Raw genomic sequence first — 20,538 nt, forward strand, 5'->3', positions numbered from 1 at the left:
TTGTTAGACTAGTACATCCATATCTACTAAAACTTATTCCTATGAATTACAAAAAACTCATTAAATCGACCATACAAGGAAGCCAGGACAATTCTTTAATAGCCGTTGCTGTCGTAACAGGACTGGCTGTTGGTGCTGCACTTTCCATATTATTTGCACCTGATAGTGGTAAAAATACCAGATCAGCCATAGGCGATGCCACGGCAGGACTGAAAAACAAGATCGTAGACAAGCTATCTCCAGAAATCTATGAAGTGCCGGAAGAGCTGAAAGATCATTTATATGACGACTTAAGGGAAACCACACGTGAACATGCAGATCAGCTGCAAGGTCCTGAGAACAAACGGAAAGATCCTACGGCAATCAAAGTGCCTTCAGCAGGAACTACTGCCTGGATGCACGCAGAAGAAGCCAATTAAAAATGAGGATGTCCGAAAAGGTACGTACGTCATCCTGAATTTATTTCAGGATCTACGGACATGCTATTTAAACCATGCTCAAGCGGGGATCCTGAACTAAATTCAGGATGACGAGAAACATAGAATAGTAAATTGCACCTTTTCGGACACCCTCATTTTTAATGTATTAGTACCGACTCGTTTTAATGTTCAAGTACAGCCTCAGCGCTTCAGAAAATAAAGCCTATAGCCCAGGTCAATTTCCTTGAAGTTCAGAAAGCCAAACTTTTCATACCAGGGTACATTTTTGGCCGTAGATGTTTCCAGATAAACAGTCAGGCCCAGGCTTTCCGCATCTGCAATCAGCTCATTCAGCAGGTCAGAGCCAATGCCATAGCCCTTATGAACAGGATGTACACCAATAAACCATAAATAATAAAAATTTCCTGCCGGATGCTGCGCTTTGATCAATGCCTCTCTTTGAAGTACCTTCCTTAGCTTCCTGAGGCCCGTAACCCGTACAATCAATTGCAGGTCCCAAAATAAAGACTGCAGACTAAAAGACTTCGGTTCATGCATCACCAGCGCTGCAGCATTGCGGTCATCAGAAAGAAGTACCTTGCCGAAGGCAGTACATACCTTTACCGAATAATCCATTAGGTGCCTGATCCGCTGCATCCTCCGTCCGTCCTGTTTGATGATATAGTTCACACTTGCATTTGATTCAAAAGCAAGTGTCAGAATCTCTATAATCCTTTCTTTATCAATAGACTGGGCTTTTATCATAAACTATCAGTCAAGTTTATACAATAAATCTGCAACGAAAATCACTGTAAATGCAACGTGTTGTCAAACAAAAGGGGCGCCATATTGCTATTTTGCCCCTAATGTTAATCATCCCTATTGTTTACGAATATATTTAATTTTTATGGAGACAACAAAATCCCAATAAAATTTGTTAAAAATACCCAGTAACGGTGATTAAACTATTTCTTCAAATACTTATCTGGCTGTTTAATAAAGGATTTTTTACATCCTTCGGAACAGAAGCCATAAAGCACTTTTTGATTATCAATTAAAAAGGTAAAGATACATGAACCATCAGCCGGTTTCCGGCATATGCCCTGCCACCGGCAAGATCTTGTGAGCGTATATCCTGATAATTGGCACCCAGGGATAAACCCTTCATACCCATCTCAATCCCCGCAACCGCCGACAAAGAATGTCCACCCGACACCCCCACTTCATATTTTCCATCTTCCACATCCTTCAAAGCAGTCTCGTACAAGACTCCAAGATTTGGCGCTACAGTGACTTTATGCGCAATTCTGAACTTATGGTACACCAGTACATTTGAAGTAAACTTATTGCCATAACGATAGTTGTACTTATTTTCTGTATTGATCTTGTAATTCAGGTTTGCATTGAGTCCCAGGTCATTCCAACGGATGTCATAAGCCGCATTCAGGGTAAAATCTGTACTGGCTGTACCCAATTGGAAGTTATTTGGCGACTCGGACACGGCCAGACGTTCCGTTGGCTCATACTTACCTGTAGGAATTTTCAGCCCTGCTCCCAGCCAAAGCGACTGTACCAGAAGCCTTTCGCCGGCAGTACCCATATTGTCAAACACCTTGTAATAGCCCATCACAGCGATGTCACCCAAGCCATTTTTGTGACCAGTGGAAGACTGGCTCTCCCTGCTGTTGAAATTATAAGGCAAAAATGCCAGCACCCGGAACCTGGACCCTACATTGACACCTCCCCAGATTTCTGCACTTTGGTAAGTCTCATCGGTGCTCAGCGGCGTGCTTTCACCAAACGGGCCCAGGTGGGTCCTCAAGCTTTTGTATTGATACCTCAAACCCAAAAAACGTTTGTTGTATTCAGGCAGAATACCGAGATAATAGCTCCCTACGCCACATCCGCAGATGTCGCAGGCCTTCGTAGTAGTTATGGTCATGATTGTCAAAAACAATCCTATAAACAGTCGCTTCATTTATTGTTCTGCTAATAATGGGTTATTGATAAAATCGGTATCGTTCAAAGTATTCAGGAAAGCCGTCAGCTTAGCCTTATCACTGCTGCTCAGGGCGATGCCCCGCCTGCCGTTTTGGTTCAGCAAGGGATCCAGGTTGGGCGTAGCCTGCACTTCTGAGTTGTAATGCTCCAGTACCCCTGCCAGAGAAAGAAAACGGCCATCGTGCATGTAAGGTGCGGTATACTGCAAATTGCGCAATGAAGGCACCTTAAACTTATACCGATCGGTTTCAATGAGGGTAGCGGCATACAGGCCCTGGTCGTTTATCGGACTGATGCCCAAGCCATTGTTGCGGAAAGAGCCATCGGTAAACAAGGGCTCTGCATGGCAGGAAGCACATTTCTCTTTAAACAACAGGTAGCCGGCTTGCTCCTCTTCGGTAAAACTCACACCGGGGTCTTTACGCAGTACTTTGTCGTATTTAGAATTGCTGCTGATGCACATCAGCATAAATTGTGACAGTGCCTTCATAAACCTTGAGGTAGTCACTTCTTCAGAACCAAAAGCTGCCTTGAACATCGGCGGGTATTTAGCCGTAGCCCCAATCTTTTTGAGCACATTTTCCAGCGTTTCATCCATTTCCTCATGTGTTGTAATGGGTGTGATCGGCTGCAGGTCCAGGTCAAATACCCCGCCGCCCCACATGAAAGCCTTATTCCAGGCCAGGTTCATGATCGGTGGCGAGTTACGCGTGCCCAGCCGATCGTCTATACCGTGACTCACATCATGCCCATGCTGTGTAAAAGCGGAAGACTGGATGTGACAGGACGCACAGTTGATCGTGTTGTTGCGGGAAAGCCTCGGCTCATTAAATAATGCCCTTCCCAGTTCAAAACCTTCCTTGGTTACCGGATTGTTTTTCAGGTTGTAAACCGGCTCGGGAAAATGTACCGGCTTTACAAAACCTACCCAGGAATCGATGGTCTCCTCTTTCAGCCCATTCTCTTTCTTGCAGGCAAGCAGACACAAGGCAATAGAAAGCAGGCTGATCCAGTATTTGCTATTCATCATCGCTAGTTTTCTGTATGGTCATGCCTAAACATACCAGGCAAATTACCTGCGATGGTAGTCGTGAAATTGCTAAACATCACATTTGGATTTTCTGCAATCTTAAATGGCGTTTTTCCATTAAAGACCTTCATCACATCCACAAAAAGATGGATATTGCTCTGGCGGTCTTTCCGGACTTTTGCAATACCTGCAGTACGAAGATCTACATTGACCACCTTGATATTGTTGAGCGTTGGCGCACTATAACCGCCAAAAAAGCCGATATGGTATTTGAATTGTTTGTTCCCGGTAGGATCGCCATTCGCATCGTTGGAAACCACATCCGACTTCCCTTCCAGTTTAAAGAAGATGTAGCCACTGTTCCAGCCCCAGTACATGCCGGCCCCTTCCATGCCTCCTCCTGCTGCCGGATCCAGAACACCGGTACGCTTATCGATGGGCATCGTACTGCGCAGACTGTCAACCCCTACGATGAAACTCAGGCTTACATAATCGCCCTCAGGAACCCTTACTTTCGTAAAACGGGTACCCCTGTCTGCTCCATTAATCATAAAATAACTGCTATCGGGATTTACAGTGTATGTTTTCCCGTCGGCCATTCCAACCTTGATGTTACTGATGAAATACTGCAGACGAGAGATGCTGAAAGGTTCTCCTGCTGCATTTCTGTAAGGGCTTCCGGTATTGTTGAGTACCAGGGTACGCTCGCCCACGATGTTATCAAACTCCACAGAAAGTGAAGCCAGGTTATTTTCATTGTATTCTGGTGAAGTCTCATCTTTTGAGCAAGACGTAAATAGTAAGGCAGATAATCCTATAATAGATAATAATTTTTTCATTTTTAAATTGTTTTTAATACAGATTTCTTCCCGCAACCCGTCAATACGGTCGTCGGGCTAAAATAAACCAAAGCATAACTAGGCTGCGCCAAAGTCAGGTGCGACCAAGCGTATAACCAAGAAAATAATATTTAAGACAATTTAAAGGAAGGCGGATGGAAGATCTCCGTACTGATTTTAGGAAGTTTAAAAGGAAGATGTGCAGGTTTCTGCTTTTTGAGCTTCAGTGCCTGAAAAGTGATCACTAAGGGATTGTTGACAATGCAAAAATCCTGAATGCCCTTCTTTTGTGCAGCCTGTTCCTGTTTCTTCTCTTTTTCCTCAGCTTCTTTCAGTTTCTTCATCAAATAGCACTTACCATTACAATGCATTTCAGGTTTGTCCCTGTTTTCACAAAGTTTAGCAGCAATGAATTTTTGATTGAGTTCGAATTCAGCATAAATGAAAAACCGGGATAAGTTGGCACTTACCAATGCTAGTAATAAAGTAAAAGCAATAAATCGGTTGATCATTGGCGGCAAAGGTAGTGAATTAAAAAAAACAAAATGGGGTTAAATCACTAGAAAAGGCCTTTCTAATTTGAAAGGGCCTTTTGCTTCCGGGGAGATCAGCTTTAACCAGTAGGTACGGTTATAATGGAAGGGACTTTAGACCCCTTACATGCTCCATCCAGGTATTACACCTCCTCAACAACATACACTGATCCGTAGTATCTATGCAAGCTCGCGTTCTGTATCTCATGTTCCTGTCCGCATCCAGCAAAAAGTTAAATAGATCCCCATCTTCCTTCCTACTTACCGGAAATACCTCATCGATCATAGGATCGATCATCCTGCACAAAGCAAAAAGATGCTTCAAAGAAAGCTGATTTGGGCGATAGCCAATCTTTTCCTCTATATAGACCAAGCAGATCTGTACCATTGCCTGGCTCAGCATACTCGCCATTACGATACCGTTTTCCTCTTCGGTCACATTATCTGCGGCTTCCATCAATGCTATCGCCCTATTGAACCTGTTGTACCATAGCTGCGCTTTATGTAGCCGCACTTGGTCGGCATCTAATTCGGGTATAGAAAACTCCACTGAATCAAGCCCATAAACCAACTCCCCCTCACGCAACAGTTTATATAAAAAGGGTTGATGATCCTGCAATGCACCCTGTACATCTTTTGTATTGTGCATTAGTAAAGTCACGGTAGCCTCTATTTTTTCATCCTGATTGATGATGCATTGTATATTAAACACCTCCGGAGTACAGGGCTTATTGCAGATTACTAATAAATAATAATGCACTTCGACGGACTGTTTATCGCCATCAACGAACATGCCCAACTTCCTATCTACATTCGCATGCCGCGCCAGATTATAAATTCGCCTTACCGGCACCAGACCTGAAATTTTAGCGATGATCTGATTCAAACGACTATCTTCGGTGTATGCAACCTTAGCAGGAACTTCATCGGATGAAACTGCTGCATTTTTTTCAGCTTCCATCTCTCTAATAAAATGTAGGAATAACGCATGATACATTTTGAGCATTAAATGTTCAATTTGATCCGCTTTGTTCAACAGCCACAACAATTGTTCTTTTTCTATAGCAAAGTCCTGTTCATACCTAACTGCTCTGTAAGATGCATCCAACAAGTCTAGCATGGCCTTGTCTTGTTCACTTTCCAAATCAAAAACAACCTCAAAATTGCCTATGTGACCACGCATGAACTTTTGATGACTGCTAATGCTATGGGATATCTTCTCTTTTCCAACCGAAATTACCGCAATCGTACGATAACTCAACTCCATTACCTGGTGTAGCATAAAACAGGCAAGGGAATAGTTTTCCCGATCATAATAGAACTGAAAGCCCTCTTTAAAGCCCAATACTTTTTTTTGCTCATTTTTAAATCTGTAATCCGCCTTCCGCAGGAAAGCCCTTGGATACGTGTCTAAGGGAAACTCCATACAACCAGGCGCTTTATAAAACAATCGATCTGGTCTGCATCTGACATACAAATCAAGACTTCCCTGATCCAATATCCGCTTTACCTCTGGTGTGGTAAATACCCTGTACAGGCAATCCTCATAATCCTTCATTACCATATCCAGCAATGGCCTGACTTCCGAAGGATGCCGTGTTGCAGATTTTGGAATGAGTATGGTCAGTTCTTTAATCTGCACATCTTCGCGATAACGGTAATTGATGAAAATGCGTTCAATAGGGGTAATTTCGATTAATCTGTTGATGAATGTATGCTGATTCAGCACGCGAGGGTTTTCAAGGTTGTTTTGATTTGTCATAAGCTCATTTTTAATGGTTTAAAAATGAGTCTCAAAAGGATTTAGAAAGCCATGCTTTTTCTAAAGCTAGTTCCATGAAATAGAACTATATATAACGAAAGTGCAAATAGCGCGGGGCTCTAAATACCGTAGTATCGGGCTTACCACAGCCTTGCAAAACGGTTTTACAATAGAGCCCACGACACTATTTGCACCTGCAAAAGTACAACAAATATTGTCATGGGCATTAATCTATTGTCTCGTTTGCAACATTGTGGTAATTTGATACTCGAGACTCTTTGAATTAATACCTCATTTAAGAAGTAATGATATGTTGTTCTATTTCTTTATTTCATTGGCTATATATTTTGTATCTTTTTATTTTTCCAGTTCTAAATAAGGGTAGTCAAGGACTATAGTTAATGGGTGGCCAATTTGTGAACACCTCAACCTTAAATCAAAATGGCTAAAGAGTGCTCTTAGTTACAGCTTTTAGAAACTCACGAGAGCTTTCAACCTTTTCGGGAAATAAAACCCTATCTTTTAATCGATAAGCCACCAACGATAGCAATGCAGACTCTGATATTTTCACCAATTTGTCTGTGTTTTTTTTCTTGGTTTTCATATTACAAAATTAATTAATATTTCTTGAAAGTAATACTGCGTCATATCTCCGACCAAGCACATAATCCTCTATAATAATCTGACTCTCAAGATCAACTCCTCCATAAAACTTAAACGTAATGCTTAATATCTCGTAGTTCTTGTCTACGTATCCTTGATATATTTTTATTCTCCTATGAGATTTAAGACATATATCCTCACATTTTCGTTGACACATTAATTTGCATTGCTCGATAAAATGAGGAGCACTATCACTTCCTTTCACGATCATAATAGCCCTTGGAAAAGAATCGAAAAACATAGGAATAGTATTTAAGACAGAATTAAATACCTTATACACATCTCCGTTTTGGGTGTTTGCTGTATCGTTTATTTGGTTAGTAGTCATATCAAAATCTCCAAAACCCATATTATAGACCCTTCGCCCATTAAAGTGTCATTGAGTAGGAGTAATCAACTGCTTTGATAACATTGTTATTTCCCGTACTCAAAAAATAATACTTAACACCAACTTTAGTAGGAATATCCCTTTTTATATAATAGCTTTCTAATTGCATTTTCATTTGTTCCATCTAAACAACAAGTCAATTTGTGGACATCTCGCAATAAAATATCCAACTCATTGCATTCATTACAATGCCAATATTTGTGCTTTAGAAAGCTTTGTATATTTAGCAATCTGCTCGATATCAATCCCTTCCTTAAGCAACTCCAAAGCGATTTCAATTGCCTTAGTTAAAGCTCCCTTTTCAAGACCTGCTTTCATCGCCTTTTCTGTCGCAAAATTAAAAGCATTCTGATTGTCCCATTGTTCTTCTTGTGCTGTTCTGTACATGTCTAGTTCCTCCTTTGTCAAATTGGCGCATCTTGCCGATTCAAAAAATACGTTCATTTCTTCTGCGAATACCGGTTCCGTGGTCATTTTGCCAGCATTTTTCAAACTGTAAATCCATTTATCCAAACCGGTTTCCACCATAGATTCTGTTTTGTTAAATTTGTCCAGTTCGATATAAACGAAATGAAGTTTATCATTAAAAATTGCACCCGCTCTGGTGTTAATCAAGGAAACATCATGCAGATACATTTCCTCCGCTGTTCCTAAAAAGCTGGATTTTTCAAGCAAGCAAATCACATAAACAGCTTTCAATTCATAGTTCCAATCCTTTCCTTTCGATCCCTGATCACTAATCAATCTGCTGGCATAAAACAGAGAGCGGTCCTTAAAATAGGGCTGTTCTTGCCTTTGCAGTTCCACCAGAAAAGAAACCCCATCTTGATCTTTGCAAACAAAGTCCAACACCGCGCCCCGCTTACCCTTTATCTCTCCCGGGTACTCATTCTTACCATAGGCAATGGATACAATTTCCCTTCTTCCTCTTAGCACTTCATTAAGAAAAGCTTTAGCTACTCCTTTATTCGCCTCGCTCGCAAAAATCCGCTTAAAAGCCCAGTCTACTAAAGGGTTAATAAAAGGGTTACGCTCCTCCGCATTAATATACTCGCCCGCAGATTCAGCAACCGTAGTATCCGCTAGTATATCTTCTAATTTATCCTGGTATTTTTTCATCTGTTTAACCTAAATGACAAGTTGAAACAAATATACCAACAACAACTAAAACAACCAAATGTTTCTCTGTAATTAATTTATTGTGATTAATTGAAGAATTTTGGTGAAAAATTCAATATTTTGAAAAAAAACACAGAATCACTATTTTTGATTCTATCCAAATAAGCCATGAATCTTAACAATGTACAGGCTTTCGTTGCTGCCATTGATCCCTTTGGATCTCATACACAAAATTGAGTTTAGCACTTTCACCGAAATAGGTAACTTCCTGCTCATCAATTTTTACTGCACCGAGGCGGAGAATAGCGATTTGTGACCGGATATTTCCTGCCCCAATATGGAAGTAAACTTTATTTACGAATTGAAAAATATAGTCAAGCATTAGCGCCTTTACTGCCGGATTAATGCCTTTGCCCCAGCAAGATGTGGCATAAAAAGTATAGCCGATAAAAATGCTATTGTCATTCGGCTCATGATCATAGTAGCGTGTACTGCCTATCGTCTTACCACTGGTTTTATCTACGATTCTGAAAGCACCTTTGCTTTGTAAAGCGCCCTCAAAAAAATTACGAAAAACCTCTTTTTTCCAGCGATCTTTATTTGGATGTTGGCGCCAGATTTCCGGATCGGAAGCTGCTGCATACAGCATTTCAAAATCATGTGCGCTTAAAGGATAAAGTGCGATGTGCTCATTTTCCAAAATTGCTTGCAGATCTAAAGTCGCGTTTAACTGCTTTTTCATCATAATATCGGTTTGCTCCTCCTCTCCCAATCTGAAAATATGCTTATCGAATTCGACGAAACCATTCTTTTGGTAAAAGCGAATGGCACGTGTGTTCTCTTCCCACACGCCAAGCCAGACATAAGCAACTTTCTTTTCCAATGCCCGCTGTATCGCTTTTTCATAAAGAAGCTGACCTACTTTTTGTCCATGAAATTGCTTCAACACATAAATGCGCTCAATTTCCAGTGATTGGGCTTCTTTGAGCTCAGTCTGAGACTCCCCGGAGTTAATTTTTAGATAGCCAATGACTTCGTTATTGAACACAGCTAAGTGAAATTCCGATCCTGCATTGCTCAGTTCCGTTCCGAGCTTTTCAATCGAGAAGCCATCCTCCAGGTATTTAGCCATGTTTTCCTCTGTATTTGAGGCGGCGAAGGTCTCATAAAAGGTTTGTCGTCCGATTTGCTGCAACAGCTCTATATCATTTAGGCTAGCAGTCTTTATTTCAATAGGTTCCATCTTTATATTTTTGCTCAATCAATATTCCACTCATAATTCAGCCAGTCGTTGTTCTGGACTGCGCCCAAACGGTGGTAAAATCTCAGCCCAGCTTCATTCCAGGGGGCAACTCCCCATTTAACTTGCTTACAGTTATTTAGCTTTGCTTCCTGCTTTATGGCATGCATCAACCGCTCGCCAATCTTTAGTCCTCTATAGGCATCCTCAACATAGAGTTCCTTCATAAATATAGCAGGTCTGTTTTGGGCGGTATAGGGATGAAAATAATATACCAACATTCCAGCAATAATACCATGATCATCTGCCAGGAGGCAATAAAAATCGGGAGGGCTTTTCTTAAAGCCCCGTTCCCGAACCACCTCTGGAGTAATCTCGAATGAATCGATGTAGTTTTCGAAGATGGCCAGCTTTTGCATTAAAATCCATAGATTTTCGCTGTCTTCTTCCATTGCTTTACGGATTTGTATGTTATCATTATGCATCATTGACTATCTAGTTGCTATGTTATTACAAAATTACGAAGACATTGGATTACATTTGTAGCCCAATATCAAGATAATGGATAGCCCAATTTTATGGAAACTATTTGAGGAAATAGCTATAGATCCCAGTACTAAACGACCAATATACCTTCAAATCGCTGATGGTATGCTGTTCTTGATACAGAGAGGCAAACTGCAGGCCGGGCAAAAGCTTCCAGGTAGCAGGGATTTAGCAACAATACTCAGGCTGAACCGGATCACCATCAAAAAAGCCTTTGAAGAGCTTCAAGCGCAAGGCTGGCTGGAAAGCAAGCTGGGCCGCGGTACGTTTGTTTCCCGGCACCTCACAGATCATGATACGAGGAAGCCTGAGAAACTGGCTTTTGGTGAAACATTCAAAAAAGCTGGCTTTACCATTAAACCCGCAGAATACTTGGATGGCGTTCAAGATATAGACATCCCGGAACTTCATCTGGACGACGGCTATCCTGACCCGGCACTGGCACCGATGAAAGAGCTATACAGGGCATATCGCAGCCAGCTTACCCGCAGGGGCGTATATGAAAAGTTTGGCAGCTATGGCAATCCGTCAGGATCACCATACTACAGGCAAACTATGTCCGATTACTTAAATACTACGCGTAGTTTGAGAACGAGTAGCCGCAATATCCTTTCTACAAGAGGAACCTTAATGGGTATTCATTTGGTCTGCAGTGCTTTGATTACTCCAGGCGATATAGTGGTATCTGGCGTTCCGGGCTGGAAAAGAGTAGAGCATAATTTTATGCATGCAAAAACCAGGCATATCGGAATTCCAGTAGATGAAAATGGTTTGGTAGTTGAAGTCTTGAAGAAAATCTTAAAAAAAAACATCGTGTAAGAATGGTATATGTGACGCCGCATCATCATTACCCAACTACGGTATCACTGAGAATGGACCGACGATTAGAACTGCTCCGGCTCGCCGCTGAATATGGTTTCATCATTCTGGAAGATGATTACGATTTTGATTTTCATTACAAACACCGCCCGCTGCTGCCATTGGCGAGTATGGATGAAATGCAGTTGTGATTTACTGTGGGTCTTTCAGTAAAAGCTTTTCGCCTGCATTTAGAATGGGCTATCTGGTTGCGGCAGAAAACGTGATTGCGCATTTGGCTAAAGTGAGGATATTGCACGACAGGCAAGGCGATCACATCATGGATAACGCAATGGCAGAGCTGATTAATGAAGGTACTATACAACGTTATTTAAGGAGAGCACTGCCAATATATGAGCAGAGACGGAATCTCTTTTGTCAGCTCCTGGCGGATGAACTGCCAAACCAAGTTGATTTTAATATACCGGACGGTGGGATGTCTGTATGGACTAAATTTAATCCCGAAATTGATCTTCAATCACTTGTGACCAAAGCTTACCAAAAGGGACTTTTGCTATCGGATGGAAAAATAGGAACAACACCCATTTACGAGAATGGTTTAAGACTTGGTTTTGCATCATCTACAGAAGGAGAACTCATACGAAGCATCCAGATCATAAAACGCTTGATTTAATAGCTTTGGGAATGTATGTCCATTTCACGGAAATATAAATTAAAAGTAAACTGAGCTCTGGTAGGCAAACAAAAGGGAGCCGGTATCCGCCGCCTCCCTAATGCTATATTTTCGTTTTGTACGGACTAAAGTATATACTTTTACAAGTTCCAGCAATCTTATGCAAACTAAAAATTGATACAACCCAAATATTTACTATTCCCCCTCAACTTCCCATCTGCCGAACAAAAGTCCAGATAACAATGCAAGGTGGCCGATTCAAAACCTTTCGGCAATACTGCTACATAGCCCAAATCCTTCCTCTTCATCGCATTTGGATAAGCCATCCCCTTACCAATATCTGCATTGTATACCAAAAGCGTACCCAGATCGCTGAACTGGCAATAATCAGATTGCACATCCGGAGACCATGTCAAATTCAACTCCTGGCCATTCCTCGACAACTGCGTAATTGAAACCCAATTGATCTTACCACGGCTGTACACCATCTTTGGATAGTTGATCGCCAAACCAGATTCCGTCGATAAAAAAGCATGGGGATAGTTATAACTAAACGCTGCATTCAAAGCCGATCTGCCTTTAGCATAGGCCTTGAAGCCCAGGTTAATCAAAAGCTTCAACTCATTCAAAAACTCCGTTAGCAACGTAAACCTATCCTGCACCACAAGCTGATCCTCCGAAGATGGTTTATTACTCGGGTGGTGCAAAGCCGTAATCACGTTCTGATTCCTTGATCTTCGCCCTATAATCGGTCCGGTTTTTTTGTAAAAGCCACCAAATGGCCCCGACTTTTGTATGCCCATAATTAGGGTTTATTGAAATTTCCTAAGTAAGTACTCAATGCTACACTCTTCCTGTCGGCAGCCACGAAGGATATATACACCTCCATGTATTGCGATTGCTCTTCTTCCTTTAAAAAAAGTATATCCCTGCCTGTAAGCCTGGTGTTGCCGAACAATTTGTAGCTAAATACATTATTTTCAGGAAAATAAGCACAGAGCATTACCTGATCCTGAGATTCCTCCCAGGCCATATACGGATCTGCTAACCAACTAAACTCCAGTCCCTCCGCAATTTGTACTACCACTGGCTCCTGGGCCGGTAAGAGCTTCCCATCGCTCAACTGAATTTTTTCGTATACAACTGCTACATCGGGGTATGTACCACTTAGCGCATGCGATCTATTGTACTTCATCCCCATATTAAATGCGCTTTTATCGGTGCCGACAATCTGCATGCTATAGCCTACCTTAATAAAGGGAAGCACTGCGCTCATCATTTTACTGCATACGGATTGTTCTTGTCTACTTTGGAGCTGAGCCACTGAGGCTGGTTTTGAATTCTGACCTATAGTACGAACGATATTTTTACCCAATCGCTCGTAATAAACCAGGTTTCCTACTTTACCATTTGTTTTGCCATGGAGTCCGTCTTTTGAGATGCCCATAATCTTTGTTCTATAAGGTTAAATATTTGGTTATTGACACTAATATAAATAGAGCTATTGGGAATATCAATACCATAAAGCAAAAAAATTTCAAATAAATAATGAAAAAGTATAGGAAAAGCATTTTATCTATTTAGGTTTGAGTCGGGTTTGATACAGGTTTGATAGGGGTTTGATTCGCATAGATACGACTCAAACCAGTACTAATCATGTATTAAATCCAAGTTTATACAAAACTTTCTCCGAACTTTTCCATTAGATTATCCGGGTTTACATACCAGCAAGGTTTGCGCATAGGAAATCCACGGCGCCCTCAGCGCCTAAAAAAAATAAAAGAAATGTATTAGGAAATTACTTAAATAACAAAGGCGCAAATTCCGAGAGGTAATCCCTCCAGTTGGACCAGGTATGTCCCCCTTCAGTCTCTCTATACGTATATTTCATACCGATCTGGTCCAGCTTGGCGCGGTAGTCGGCCACGTTTTTGTATAAGAAATCGGTTTTGCCGATGGCGATCCAGTACAATTTATAACCGTTGTTTTTTTGCACTTTCAGGCTTTCCTCAAAATTGGCATACACCTTAGATTTGTGCCTTCCATCGGCCATCACCGCTGGTGAAAACAGGCCGATATAATCGAAAGTCTGGGGATAAAAACGGGAGATGTGCAGGGAATGGTAACCACCCATGGACAGTCCCGCAATGGCGCGCTGATCCTTCCGTGCATTTACCCTATAGTTGCTTTCAATGAATTTAATCACCTCCGGGAAAGTCTCCTCCATCCTACCATCCATGGTATTTGGCAGCATCATCCCCGGTTTGTAAAAGCCCTTGGAAGATTCGCCAGGTGCGGCTTCCTGAGATACATTGCCGTTGGTCATCACCACAATCATCGGCTTGGCTTTGCCCTGGGCAATGAGGTTGTCCAGAATTTGTGTAGCCCTGCCCAATGCCGGCCAGGCTTCTTCATCGCCGCCCATGCCATGCAGCAGGTATAGTACAGGATACTTTTCTTTGCTTTGCTCGTAGCCCGGTGGGGTATAGACCGTCATGCGCCTGTTGATTTTCAGCTCCGCAGAACTATACCAGCGCTTGGCAACCGTGCCATGAGGTACTTCCTGCACCTTATAATTATCAGCCTTACCATTGCCGATCAGCAAGACATTGACTACCGAAGCTACATCCCTGATCAGGTATACATTGTTGGGATCACGAACTTTCAATCCATCTACTACAAAACTGTAACTATATAGTTCTGAAGGCAATACCGCTGAGGTATAGCTCCAAATGCTATCGGCATCCATCTTCATGTCTGCGGATCCACTCCTTGGCAGGAAATCGCCCTGCACTTGCACGCGTTTCGCCCCTGGCGCCTTCATCCGAAAGATGACCGTACCGTCTGGGTTGACCTGTGGCGACACCACCTCTTTTTGACGTCCGAAGTTGAGGTTTTCCTGAGCATTGGCTTTGCCAAGGGCGATGAGCAGCAGTAAGATGAGTAGATTTTTCATGACTGGAATTTGAATGTTAAATATGCTGAATATTTTGTAACAGTTAGAATGAAAATTTGCGGGAAATACTTATATATTTGCCACTGTTTTTAATTAATCTAAATAAGATATGAGATTTATATACCATTTAATCACGCTCTCGTGTATAATGGCAACTTCATTGGCGGCCATGTCGCAATCTACGCTTAAAGGACGGGTGGTAGATCAACAAAATAAGCCTTTGCCAGGTGTAACCATAAAGCTGGTAGAGAAAAACCTGCTCCAAACTACTGACCAGCAAGGAGGCTTTAGCTTTGTAGACCTGCCAGAGGGCAACTACACTGTGCAGAGTTCCTATGTAGGTTACACCACAAAAAATAGCAAAATCAACCTGAAGGCAAGCAGTGGCGATTTTACCATCAGTCTCATAGAGGAAGACAATGACTTACAGGGAGTGGAGATTTTGGGCCGTAAAGAACAGGCTTACAAGAATACCAAGTCTTTTTCCGGCACCAAAACGGAAACACCTATGCGGTATGTACCTCAGTCGATCAGTTATGTGACTAAAGAAGTAATAGAAGACCAGCAGGCTTTTAAAGCGAGTGATGTGATCAAAAACATGAGTGGCGCCACTCATTTTTCTTACTATAATAATGACATCGCCCTAAGGGGATTCAGATCCAGCAATGCTTTGATCAATGGATTACGTACACCTACAAGCAGTTGGAGCCAGCCTTTGCTACCCAACGTGGAGCGTGTGGAAGTGATCAAAGGACCTGCTTCGGCATTGTTTGCCAATGCAGATCCCGGAGGTATCGTAAATACGGTAACAAAAAAACCTTTGGAGGAGGCACGTAAGTCGATCAATTTCGCTACAGGCAGCTGGAACACAAACCGTTTGATGGCAGATTTTACCGGCCCTATGAATGAAAGTAAAACTTTGCTTTACCGCTTGAACCTGGCTTATCAGAACGCAGAATCTTTCCGCGTGCTCCAGGGTGGCGAGGACATCGTGATTGCACCATCGATTTCCTTTATTCCCGATGAGAAGACCTCCGTGAACTTTGACTTTGTGTATTCCAAGACTAAAAGCAGGCTGGATCGTGGCCAGCCGATATTTGGTGCAACTGCGGGAACTGATTTGAACTCTACTCCTATCTCTTTTGCACTTGGAAAAAGAAACGATTTTGAAAATGAGCTGAATTTGTATGTGACTACTTCATTGCGCCGCAAGATCAGTGAAAAGGTAACATTCAACGTTTCTTACATGAAATTCTTATATGACGAGGATTTGTTGGAGCACCGTACTTCGAACCGTTATGCCGTGGATGCAGCTGGTGTAGCTGTTCCTACCAAAATGGAAATGCAGACGATCCGCAGACAAGGCAAAAACTACAGTGATAACATTACTGCTTATTTTGTTACGGATTTGAAAACCGGTCCGCTTACGCACAAAATCGTGACTGGTTATGATTACATTCAAAATCAATCACCGATAGGAAACTCCAACTATAATGCAACGGGTTACAGAAAATTGGACGGTACCGTTGCCAACTATAACAAGAATAATGCGGCACAATTTGTCATGAAAGATGGCAATCCTGTACCGAACGTTCCTCATTTCGATTTGGTAAACCCTGATTACAGCATTTCAGAAATTTCTGGTTACATCAATGCTTCCTCTCAAACTGATCCGGCACTATACTATCAGCATGGTATCTATATTCAAGATCAGATCAGCTTTGGACAATTCCAGGCGCTAGTTGGTTTAAGACAAGAGTATTTTACCGATGTATTGAACTACAAGAAAGCTACAGAAAAGAAAGTAGAGCAAAAAGCCCTGTTGCCTAGATTTGGCCTGGTGTACACACCGCTGGACCAAGTCAGCTTTTACGGAACTTACACGGAGGGTTATCAGCCACAGAGTGCGGGAACAATAGGTGATCCAGCCCGTTTTGGTGGCCCTTTTGATCCACTGATCAGCAATATGTATGAAGTGGGTGCCAAAACGGAATTGTTTGAAAAAAGATTGTCAGCAAATCTGGCTTTTTACAGAATAGAACAAAATAACGTATTGGTAAATGCAGGTAATCCCGGAAACACAGATGAGCTTACCCAAATTGGCCAGCAGCGCTCTAAGGGGATCGAACTGGATGTAAACGGTGCCATTATGCCTAATTTCAGCATCACGGCCAACTTTGCGATCAGCAGAAATGAAACTACGAAAAGCGACAAACCCGAACTTATTGGAACACTTGCAGCCAATGCGCCCAAGGCGCAAGGTGGACTGTGGGCAAAATATACCTTCCTGAATCCAGATTTAAAAGGTCTTGGTGTAGGTGCTGGTGTAAACTATACCGGAAAGAGAAACACCTTGAATACGATTCTGGAACTTCCGGAGTACACCTTATTCAGCGCAGCGCTTTATTATAACATTGATAAATTCAAGATCTCCGGAAACCTGAACAACGTGTTCAATAAAACACATTGGGTGGGCGGATACGATTTCAACCGTCTGTATCCTGGAGCACCACGGAATTTCCTGATCGGTATCGGTTATACTTTCTAATTTAGCAACATGAAGCCGAATAATAAGGACAAAAAAGATCAGAAGCTACTCTGGAAAATACACCATTGGTCGGGCCTCTATGCAGGTCTCGTGATCGGCATCCTTTGCTTTACAGGTGCCATTGCCGTATTTATCCCTGAGATTGATAGTTTGATCCAACGTCGTTATTATTCGGTTTATGCTTCCAGCCCCGTACCTGGGCAAGCTCCCAAAATAGACGGGGCATTGGCGGAAGCCAGAAAACAATATCCAAAAATGACTGGCTTATTGATCGATATGCCAGATCAGCCGGGAGGTGTGGCTACCTTCAGTTTCGCGGTAAAGGGTAAGGACAAGGCCTCCAGCAAGTTCTATTTTTTATTTGTAGACCCGGCAAAAGACAAGATTCTCGGAAGCCGGGATCGTCAGAACTCGTTGGCCAATTACCTAAGGCAGATGCATGTGCGCTTGTACGAGGGCTTTTGGGGCAGACAATTGGTCGGCCTTGCGGGTGTGGCTTTTATCGTAGTGACTGTAACCGGTTTTCTGATCTATGGTCAGTTTATGAAAAAGCAGACTTATCCAAATGTCAGGCGCAAAGGAATGCGAATCTTGATGGGCGACTGGCATAAAATATTGGGCATTAGTGCCCTGGCCTTCAATTTTGTGATTGCCTGTACTGGTGCATGGTTGGGTTTACAACCGAAACTCATGCAATGGTTTAATATAAAAGCGCCAAATGACCATGATTTCCCTAAGCTATTGGAGCCCAAAGTGGATGCGGCAACCGTAGTGCATTGGGATGAGGTTTTCCTGGTTTTGAAAAAAGAGTTTCCAGACCTGAAACCTGGCTATATGCGTGCTTCTGAAGACGGAACGGCCACCATCGAAGTGCATGGAAGCATAGATGGTCAGGTGTATGAGAAAAACATCAACGCTTTGGTTTTGGCCAAGACCAGCTATAAACCGCTTTTCAAATGTGATGTGCGAACAATGACTTTCGCTCAGCGCTTTTATTCCGTGCAGGAAGCCCTTCATTTTGGAGACTATGGTGGCCTGGGATTGAAGATCGTCTACACCATTTTGGGATTAACAAGCGCATTTTTGTCGATCAGCGGTTTCGTAGTATACCTCTACCGAACCGACAAAAAGCAACAACGCCGGATGAGCCCCTGGAAAACTACCTTTGTGTATTGCCTCGTTATTTTGATTGTACTCGTGGTGATTGCGCTGATCAGCATGTTTATTGGTTATCGCCAGGCATCTGCGATAGCAGCTTGGCTGGTCAATGGCAGTTTATTTGGCTACATCTTCTACGCCATCGTGGTAGCTATGCTTAACAAAAGAAATTCGACAACTAAAACTATCGGCATATGAAGGAGGCTAAAGTCATTCAGCATACGCTGATTCCCATAGCGCTTATTGCGGGCAATATCGGCCTTGCGCATCTCATCTACCTGCTGGCCAATGGAATGTTCAGCTTACAACTGCCCGCACTGGCCATATCATTGGTGCTTCTGGGAATGGGAATCCTGAAGGCCGATAGGCTCCTTTTGCTCATCGGCACCGGGGCCTATATTTTGATTTTACTTTTTACTTTGCTCAGCTAAAGATTCCTACAACAGGTCATTGGCCAGGTTCGCCAGTTCGCTCCGCTCGCCTTTCGCTAAGGTGATGTGCGCATAAAGCGGATGGTTCTTAGCATTTTCTATCAAATAAGAAAGGCCGTTACTTTCCGCATCCAGATATGGGGTATCGATCTGATAAATGTCTCCTGTAAACACAATCTTGGTGTCCTCTCCTGCCCTTGAAATGATGGTTTTGATCTCATGTGGTGTGAGGTTCTGAGCTTCATCTACAATGAAAAAGATCTTACTGAGGGTGCGTCCACGGATGTAAGCCAAGGGTGTGATCACGATCTTTTCGGTCTTCACAAATTCATCTATACGGGCTTGCATTTTGGGATCGTCGCTATACTGCTCCTTAATGAAGCGCATGTTATCCCAGATCGGCGCCATGTAAGGGTCTATTTTAGATTTTACATCACCGGGAAGGAAGCCGATGTCTTTGTTGCTCAATGCTACGATAGGTCTAGTGACATAAATTTGCCGGTAGTCCTTACGCTGCTCCAGCGCACTGGCAATGGCCAACAGGGTTTTTCCCGTGCCCGCTTTACCTTGTATGGTGACGAGCTTGATGTCTGGATTGAGCAGGGCATGAACAGCAAAAGACTGCTCATGGTTTCGGGGAGCGATCTTGAATATCGACCTGGGTTTGATGGCCGCAATGCGTTCCGATTGGAAATCGTACCAGCCCATTGCCGTTTTGCGGTTGCTTTTCAGGATGCAGAAATGGTTGCCGGTCCTATTGGAAAGCTGTAGTTCGTTCGTTGGGATGCTACCTTCTGTTTTCAGTTCGTGGAAAAGCAGTTCAGGAACTTTGCTGAGCGTGGTCGTTCCGGTGTAAAGTTCATCGAGATTCTTTACCTTCCCAGTTTCGTAATCTTCTGCATGCAGGTCAAGAGATTTCGCTTTGAGCCGGAGGCAGATGTCTTTAGATACCAAGATTACCTTCTTTGCAGGAAACTCCTGCCTGAGGCTGAGGGCCGCATTTAGTATCTTATGGTCTATTTTGCCGGTACCGAATACTGCTTCGGCATCGAGGTGATCGGGTTTGGTGTCCATCACCACTTTAAAGTTGCCTTTCATGCTGCCATTAAAAGGAATCCATTTGTTCATGATTTGTTCTCCGGAAGCTTTGTCCATCAGTCGGATAAAGCTACGCGCTTCCGCATTGCGGGTTTCATTACCGCTCTTCATATTGTCGAGTTCCTCCAAAACCTGGATCGGAATGGCTACATCATGCTCCTGGAAATTGCTAAAGGCATTGTGATCATAGAGGATCACAGAGGTATCGAGAACGAAGATTTTCTGCTGCTGGGAAGATTGTTTTGCGGATTTGCTCATGATGTACTAAAATAGGGAATACAAACAAAAAAAGCAGCCTTGCGGGCTGCTTTTTAC

The 20,538-nt window shown here is 42.7% G+C and carries 21 protein-coding genes and 1 pseudogene; 7 read left to right on the top strand and 15 right to left on the bottom strand.

Annotated features, from left to right (window positions below):
- The first annotated feature begins 41 nt into the window (after positions 1-41).
- Positions 42-419, top strand: a complete 378-nt coding sequence (locus WAE59_RS25485; protein WP_337858841.1) for a YtxH domain-containing protein — start codon at positions 42-44, stop codon at positions 417-419.
- A gap of 201 nt (positions 420-620) precedes the next feature.
- Here the strand turns inward: WAE59_RS25485 and WAE59_RS25490 are convergent, their stop codons facing one another.
- The 11 genes and pseudogenes from WAE59_RS25490 to WAE59_RS25535 form a co-directional block, all read right to left on the bottom strand.
- The gene (locus tag WAE59_RS25490) at positions 621-1,184 is read right to left on the bottom strand and encodes a GNAT family N-acetyltransferase (protein WP_337858842.1); all 564 of its coding nucleotides are present in this window, start codon (positions 1,182-1,184) and stop codon (positions 621-623) included.
- A 289-nt stretch (positions 1,185-1,473) separates the two neighbouring features.
- Positions 1,474-2,361, bottom strand: a complete 888-nt coding sequence (locus WAE59_RS25495) for a transporter (protein WP_337858843.1) — start codon at positions 2,359-2,361, stop codon at positions 1,474-1,476.
- Between the two features lie 36 nt (positions 2,362-2,397).
- A complete protein-coding gene (locus tag WAE59_RS25500; protein WP_337858844.1) occupies positions 2,398-3,450 on the bottom strand; it encodes a cytochrome-c peroxidase in 1,053 nt (350 codons plus the stop codon).
- 2 nt (positions 3,451-3,452) lie between these two features.
- Complete coding sequence (locus tag WAE59_RS25505) at positions 3,453-4,289, bottom strand: MbnP family protein (RefSeq protein ID WP_337858845.1); 837 nt, start codon at positions 4,287-4,289, stop codon at positions 3,453-3,455.
- A 131-nt stretch (positions 4,290-4,420) separates the two neighbouring features.
- The gene (locus WAE59_RS25510; protein WP_337858846.1) at positions 4,421-4,801 is read right to left on the bottom strand and encodes a hypothetical protein; all 381 of its coding nucleotides are present in this window, start codon (positions 4,799-4,801) and stop codon (positions 4,421-4,423) included.
- Between the two features lie 118 nt (positions 4,802-4,919).
- A complete protein-coding gene (locus WAE59_RS25515) occupies positions 4,920-6,584 on the bottom strand; it encodes a HEPN domain-containing protein (RefSeq protein ID WP_337858847.1) in 1,665 nt (554 codons plus the stop codon).
- A gap of 445 nt (positions 6,585-7,029) precedes the next feature.
- A complete protein-coding gene (locus WAE59_RS25520) occupies positions 7,030-7,188 on the bottom strand; it encodes a hypothetical protein (RefSeq protein WP_337858848.1) in 159 nt (52 codons plus the stop codon).
- Positions 7,189-7,197: 9 nt separating this feature from the next.
- Positions 7,198-7,605: pseudogene (locus WAE59_RS25920) on the bottom strand (DUF6934 family protein); the annotation flags it as partial.
- Between the two features lie 213 nt (positions 7,606-7,818).
- Positions 7,819-8,754: an Rpn family recombination-promoting nuclease/putative transposase gene (locus WAE59_RS25525; protein ID WP_337858849.1), complete on the bottom strand. Its 936-nt coding sequence runs from the start codon at positions 8,752-8,754 to the stop codon at positions 7,819-7,821.
- Positions 8,755-8,929: 175 nt separating this feature from the next.
- Entirely contained in the window at positions 8,930-9,997 is a 1,068-nt protein-coding gene (locus tag WAE59_RS25530) for a GNAT family N-acetyltransferase (RefSeq protein ID WP_337858850.1), read from the bottom strand.
- A 14-nt stretch (positions 9,998-10,011) separates the two neighbouring features.
- Positions 10,012-10,482 (bottom strand): GNAT family N-acetyltransferase, encoded by a 471-nt coding sequence (locus tag WAE59_RS25535; RefSeq protein ID WP_337858851.1) that lies wholly within the window; start codon positions 10,480-10,482, stop codon positions 10,012-10,014.
- A 73-nt stretch (positions 10,483-10,555) separates the two neighbouring features.
- Between WAE59_RS25535 and WAE59_RS25540 the strand changes: the two genes are divergently transcribed.
- From WAE59_RS25540 to WAE59_RS25550, 3 genes are read left to right on the top strand one after another with little or no spacing between them, the layout of a single operon-like run.
- Complete coding sequence (locus tag WAE59_RS25540; protein WP_337858852.1) at positions 10,556-11,359, top strand: aminotransferase class I/II-fold pyridoxal phosphate-dependent enzyme; 804 nt, start codon at positions 10,556-10,558, stop codon at positions 11,357-11,359.
- 53 nt (positions 11,360-11,412) lie between these two features.
- Positions 11,413-11,550: a hypothetical protein gene (locus tag WAE59_RS25545; RefSeq protein WP_337858853.1), complete on the top strand. Its 138-nt coding sequence runs from the start codon at positions 11,413-11,415 to the stop codon at positions 11,548-11,550.
- Positions 11,551-11,594: 44 nt separating this feature from the next.
- Positions 11,595-12,032 (top strand): aminotransferase class I/II-fold pyridoxal phosphate-dependent enzyme, encoded by a 438-nt coding sequence (locus WAE59_RS25550; protein WP_337858854.1) that lies wholly within the window; start codon positions 11,595-11,597, stop codon positions 12,030-12,032.
- Positions 12,033-12,199: 167 nt separating this feature from the next.
- Here the strand turns inward: WAE59_RS25550 and WAE59_RS25555 are convergent, their stop codons facing one another.
- The 3 genes from WAE59_RS25555 to WAE59_RS25565 form a co-directional block, all read right to left on the bottom strand.
- Positions 12,200-12,835: a DUF6266 family protein gene (locus WAE59_RS25555; protein WP_337858855.1), complete on the bottom strand. Its 636-nt coding sequence runs from the start codon at positions 12,833-12,835 to the stop codon at positions 12,200-12,202.
- 2 nt (positions 12,836-12,837) lie between these two features.
- Positions 12,838-13,479 (bottom strand): DUF6266 family protein, encoded by a 642-nt coding sequence (locus tag WAE59_RS25560; RefSeq protein WP_337858856.1) that lies wholly within the window; start codon positions 13,477-13,479, stop codon positions 12,838-12,840.
- A gap of 351 nt (positions 13,480-13,830) precedes the next feature.
- A complete protein-coding gene (locus WAE59_RS25565; protein WP_337858857.1) occupies positions 13,831-14,988 on the bottom strand; it encodes an alpha/beta hydrolase-fold protein in 1,158 nt (385 codons plus the stop codon).
- Positions 14,989-15,136: 148 nt separating this feature from the next.
- Here WAE59_RS25565 and WAE59_RS25570 point away from each other — a divergent pair, with 148 nt between their 5' ends.
- From WAE59_RS25570 to WAE59_RS25580, 3 genes are read left to right on the top strand one after another with little or no spacing between them, the layout of a single operon-like run.
- A complete protein-coding gene (locus WAE59_RS25570) occupies positions 15,137-17,536 on the top strand; it encodes a TonB-dependent receptor (protein ID WP_337858858.1) in 2,400 nt (799 codons plus the stop codon).
- Between the two features lie 9 nt (positions 17,537-17,545).
- Entirely contained in the window at positions 17,546-18,892 is a 1,347-nt protein-coding gene (locus WAE59_RS25575) for a PepSY-associated TM helix domain-containing protein (RefSeq protein WP_337858859.1), read from the top strand.
- Entirely contained in the window at positions 18,889-19,125 is a 237-nt protein-coding gene (locus WAE59_RS25580) for a hypothetical protein (RefSeq protein ID WP_337858860.1), read from the top strand. The genes WAE59_RS25575 and WAE59_RS25580 overlap by 4 nt, the downstream gene beginning before the upstream one ends.
- A 6-nt stretch (positions 19,126-19,131) precedes the next feature.
- On the opposite strand, the gene WAE59_RS25585 is transcribed toward WAE59_RS25580, so the two are convergent.
- Positions 19,132-20,481, bottom strand: coding sequence for a PhoH family protein (locus WAE59_RS25585; protein ID WP_337858861.1), 1,350 nt, complete (start codon positions 20,479-20,481; stop codon positions 19,132-19,134).
- Positions 20,482-20,538 lie beyond the last annotated feature (57 nt).

This window comes from Pedobacter sp. GR22-6 (assembly GCF_037402555.1).
Taxonomy (GTDB): Bacteria; Bacteroidota; Bacteroidia; order Sphingobacteriales; family Sphingobacteriaceae; genus Pedobacter.

What these genes read in the sequence shown, in the direction of transcription:
- WAE59_RS25580 (WP_337858860.1), top strand. Translation starts at nt 18,889, where the DNA reads ATGAAGGAGGCTAAAGTCATTCAGCATACGCTGATTCCCATAGCGCTT.
- WAE59_RS25510 (WP_337858846.1), bottom strand. Translation starts at nt 4,801, where the DNA reads ATGATCAACCGATTTATTGCTTTTACTTTATTACTAGCATTGGTAAGT.
- WAE59_RS25585 (WP_337858861.1), bottom strand. Translation starts at nt 20,481, where the DNA reads ATGAGCAAATCCGCAAAACAATCTTCCCAGCAGCAGAAAATCTTCGTT.
- WAE59_RS25545 (WP_337858853.1), top strand. Translation starts at nt 11,413, where the DNA reads ATGGACCGACGATTAGAACTGCTCCGGCTCGCCGCTGAATATGGTTTC.
- WAE59_RS25525 (WP_337858849.1), bottom strand. Translation starts at nt 8,754, where the DNA reads ATGAAAAAATACCAGGATAAATTAGAAGATATACTAGCGGATACTACG.
- WAE59_RS25485 (WP_337858841.1), top strand. Translation starts at nt 42, where the DNA reads ATGAATTACAAAAAACTCATTAAATCGACCATACAAGGAAGCCAGGAC.
- WAE59_RS25490 (WP_337858842.1), bottom strand. Translation starts at nt 1,184, where the DNA reads ATGATAAAAGCCCAGTCTATTGATAAAGAAAGGATTATAGAGATTCTG.
- WAE59_RS25570 (WP_337858858.1), top strand. Translation starts at nt 15,137, where the DNA reads ATGGCAACTTCATTGGCGGCCATGTCGCAATCTACGCTTAAAGGACGG.
- WAE59_RS25560 (WP_337858856.1), bottom strand. Translation starts at nt 13,479, where the DNA reads ATGGGCATCTCAAAAGACGGACTCCATGGCAAAACAAATGGTAAAGTA.
- WAE59_RS25505 (WP_337858845.1), bottom strand. Translation starts at nt 4,289, where the DNA reads ATGAAAAAATTATTATCTATTATAGGATTATCTGCCTTACTATTTACG.
- WAE59_RS25555 (WP_337858855.1), bottom strand. Translation starts at nt 12,835, where the DNA reads ATGGGCATACAAAAGTCGGGGCCATTTGGTGGCTTTTACAAAAAAACC.
- WAE59_RS25535 (WP_337858851.1), bottom strand. Translation starts at nt 10,482, where the DNA reads ATGATGCATAATGATAACATACAAATCCGTAAAGCAATGGAAGAAGAC.
- WAE59_RS25530 (WP_337858850.1), bottom strand. Translation starts at nt 9,997, where the DNA reads ATGGAACCTATTGAAATAAAGACTGCTAGCCTAAATGATATAGAGCTG.
- WAE59_RS25550 (WP_337858854.1), top strand. Translation starts at nt 11,595, where the DNA reads ATGGGCTATCTGGTTGCGGCAGAAAACGTGATTGCGCATTTGGCTAAA.
- WAE59_RS25575 (WP_337858859.1), top strand. Translation starts at nt 17,546, where the DNA reads ATGAAGCCGAATAATAAGGACAAAAAAGATCAGAAGCTACTCTGGAAA.
- WAE59_RS25495 (WP_337858843.1), bottom strand. Translation starts at nt 2,361, where the DNA reads ATGACCATAACTACTACGAAGGCCTGCGACATCTGCGGATGTGGCGTA.
- WAE59_RS25515 (WP_337858847.1), bottom strand. Translation starts at nt 6,584, where the DNA reads ATGACAAATCAAAACAACCTTGAAAACCCTCGCGTGCTGAATCAGCAT.
- WAE59_RS25540 (WP_337858852.1), top strand. Translation starts at nt 10,556, where the DNA reads ATGGATAGCCCAATTTTATGGAAACTATTTGAGGAAATAGCTATAGAT.
- WAE59_RS25520 (WP_337858848.1), bottom strand. Translation starts at nt 7,188, where the DNA reads ATGAAAACCAAGAAAAAAAACACAGACAAATTGGTGAAAATATCAGAG.
- WAE59_RS25565 (WP_337858857.1), bottom strand. Translation starts at nt 14,988, where the DNA reads ATGAAAAATCTACTCATCTTACTGCTGCTCATCGCCCTTGGCAAAGCC.
- WAE59_RS25500 (WP_337858844.1), bottom strand. Translation starts at nt 3,450, where the DNA reads ATGATGAATAGCAAATACTGGATCAGCCTGCTTTCTATTGCCTTGTGT.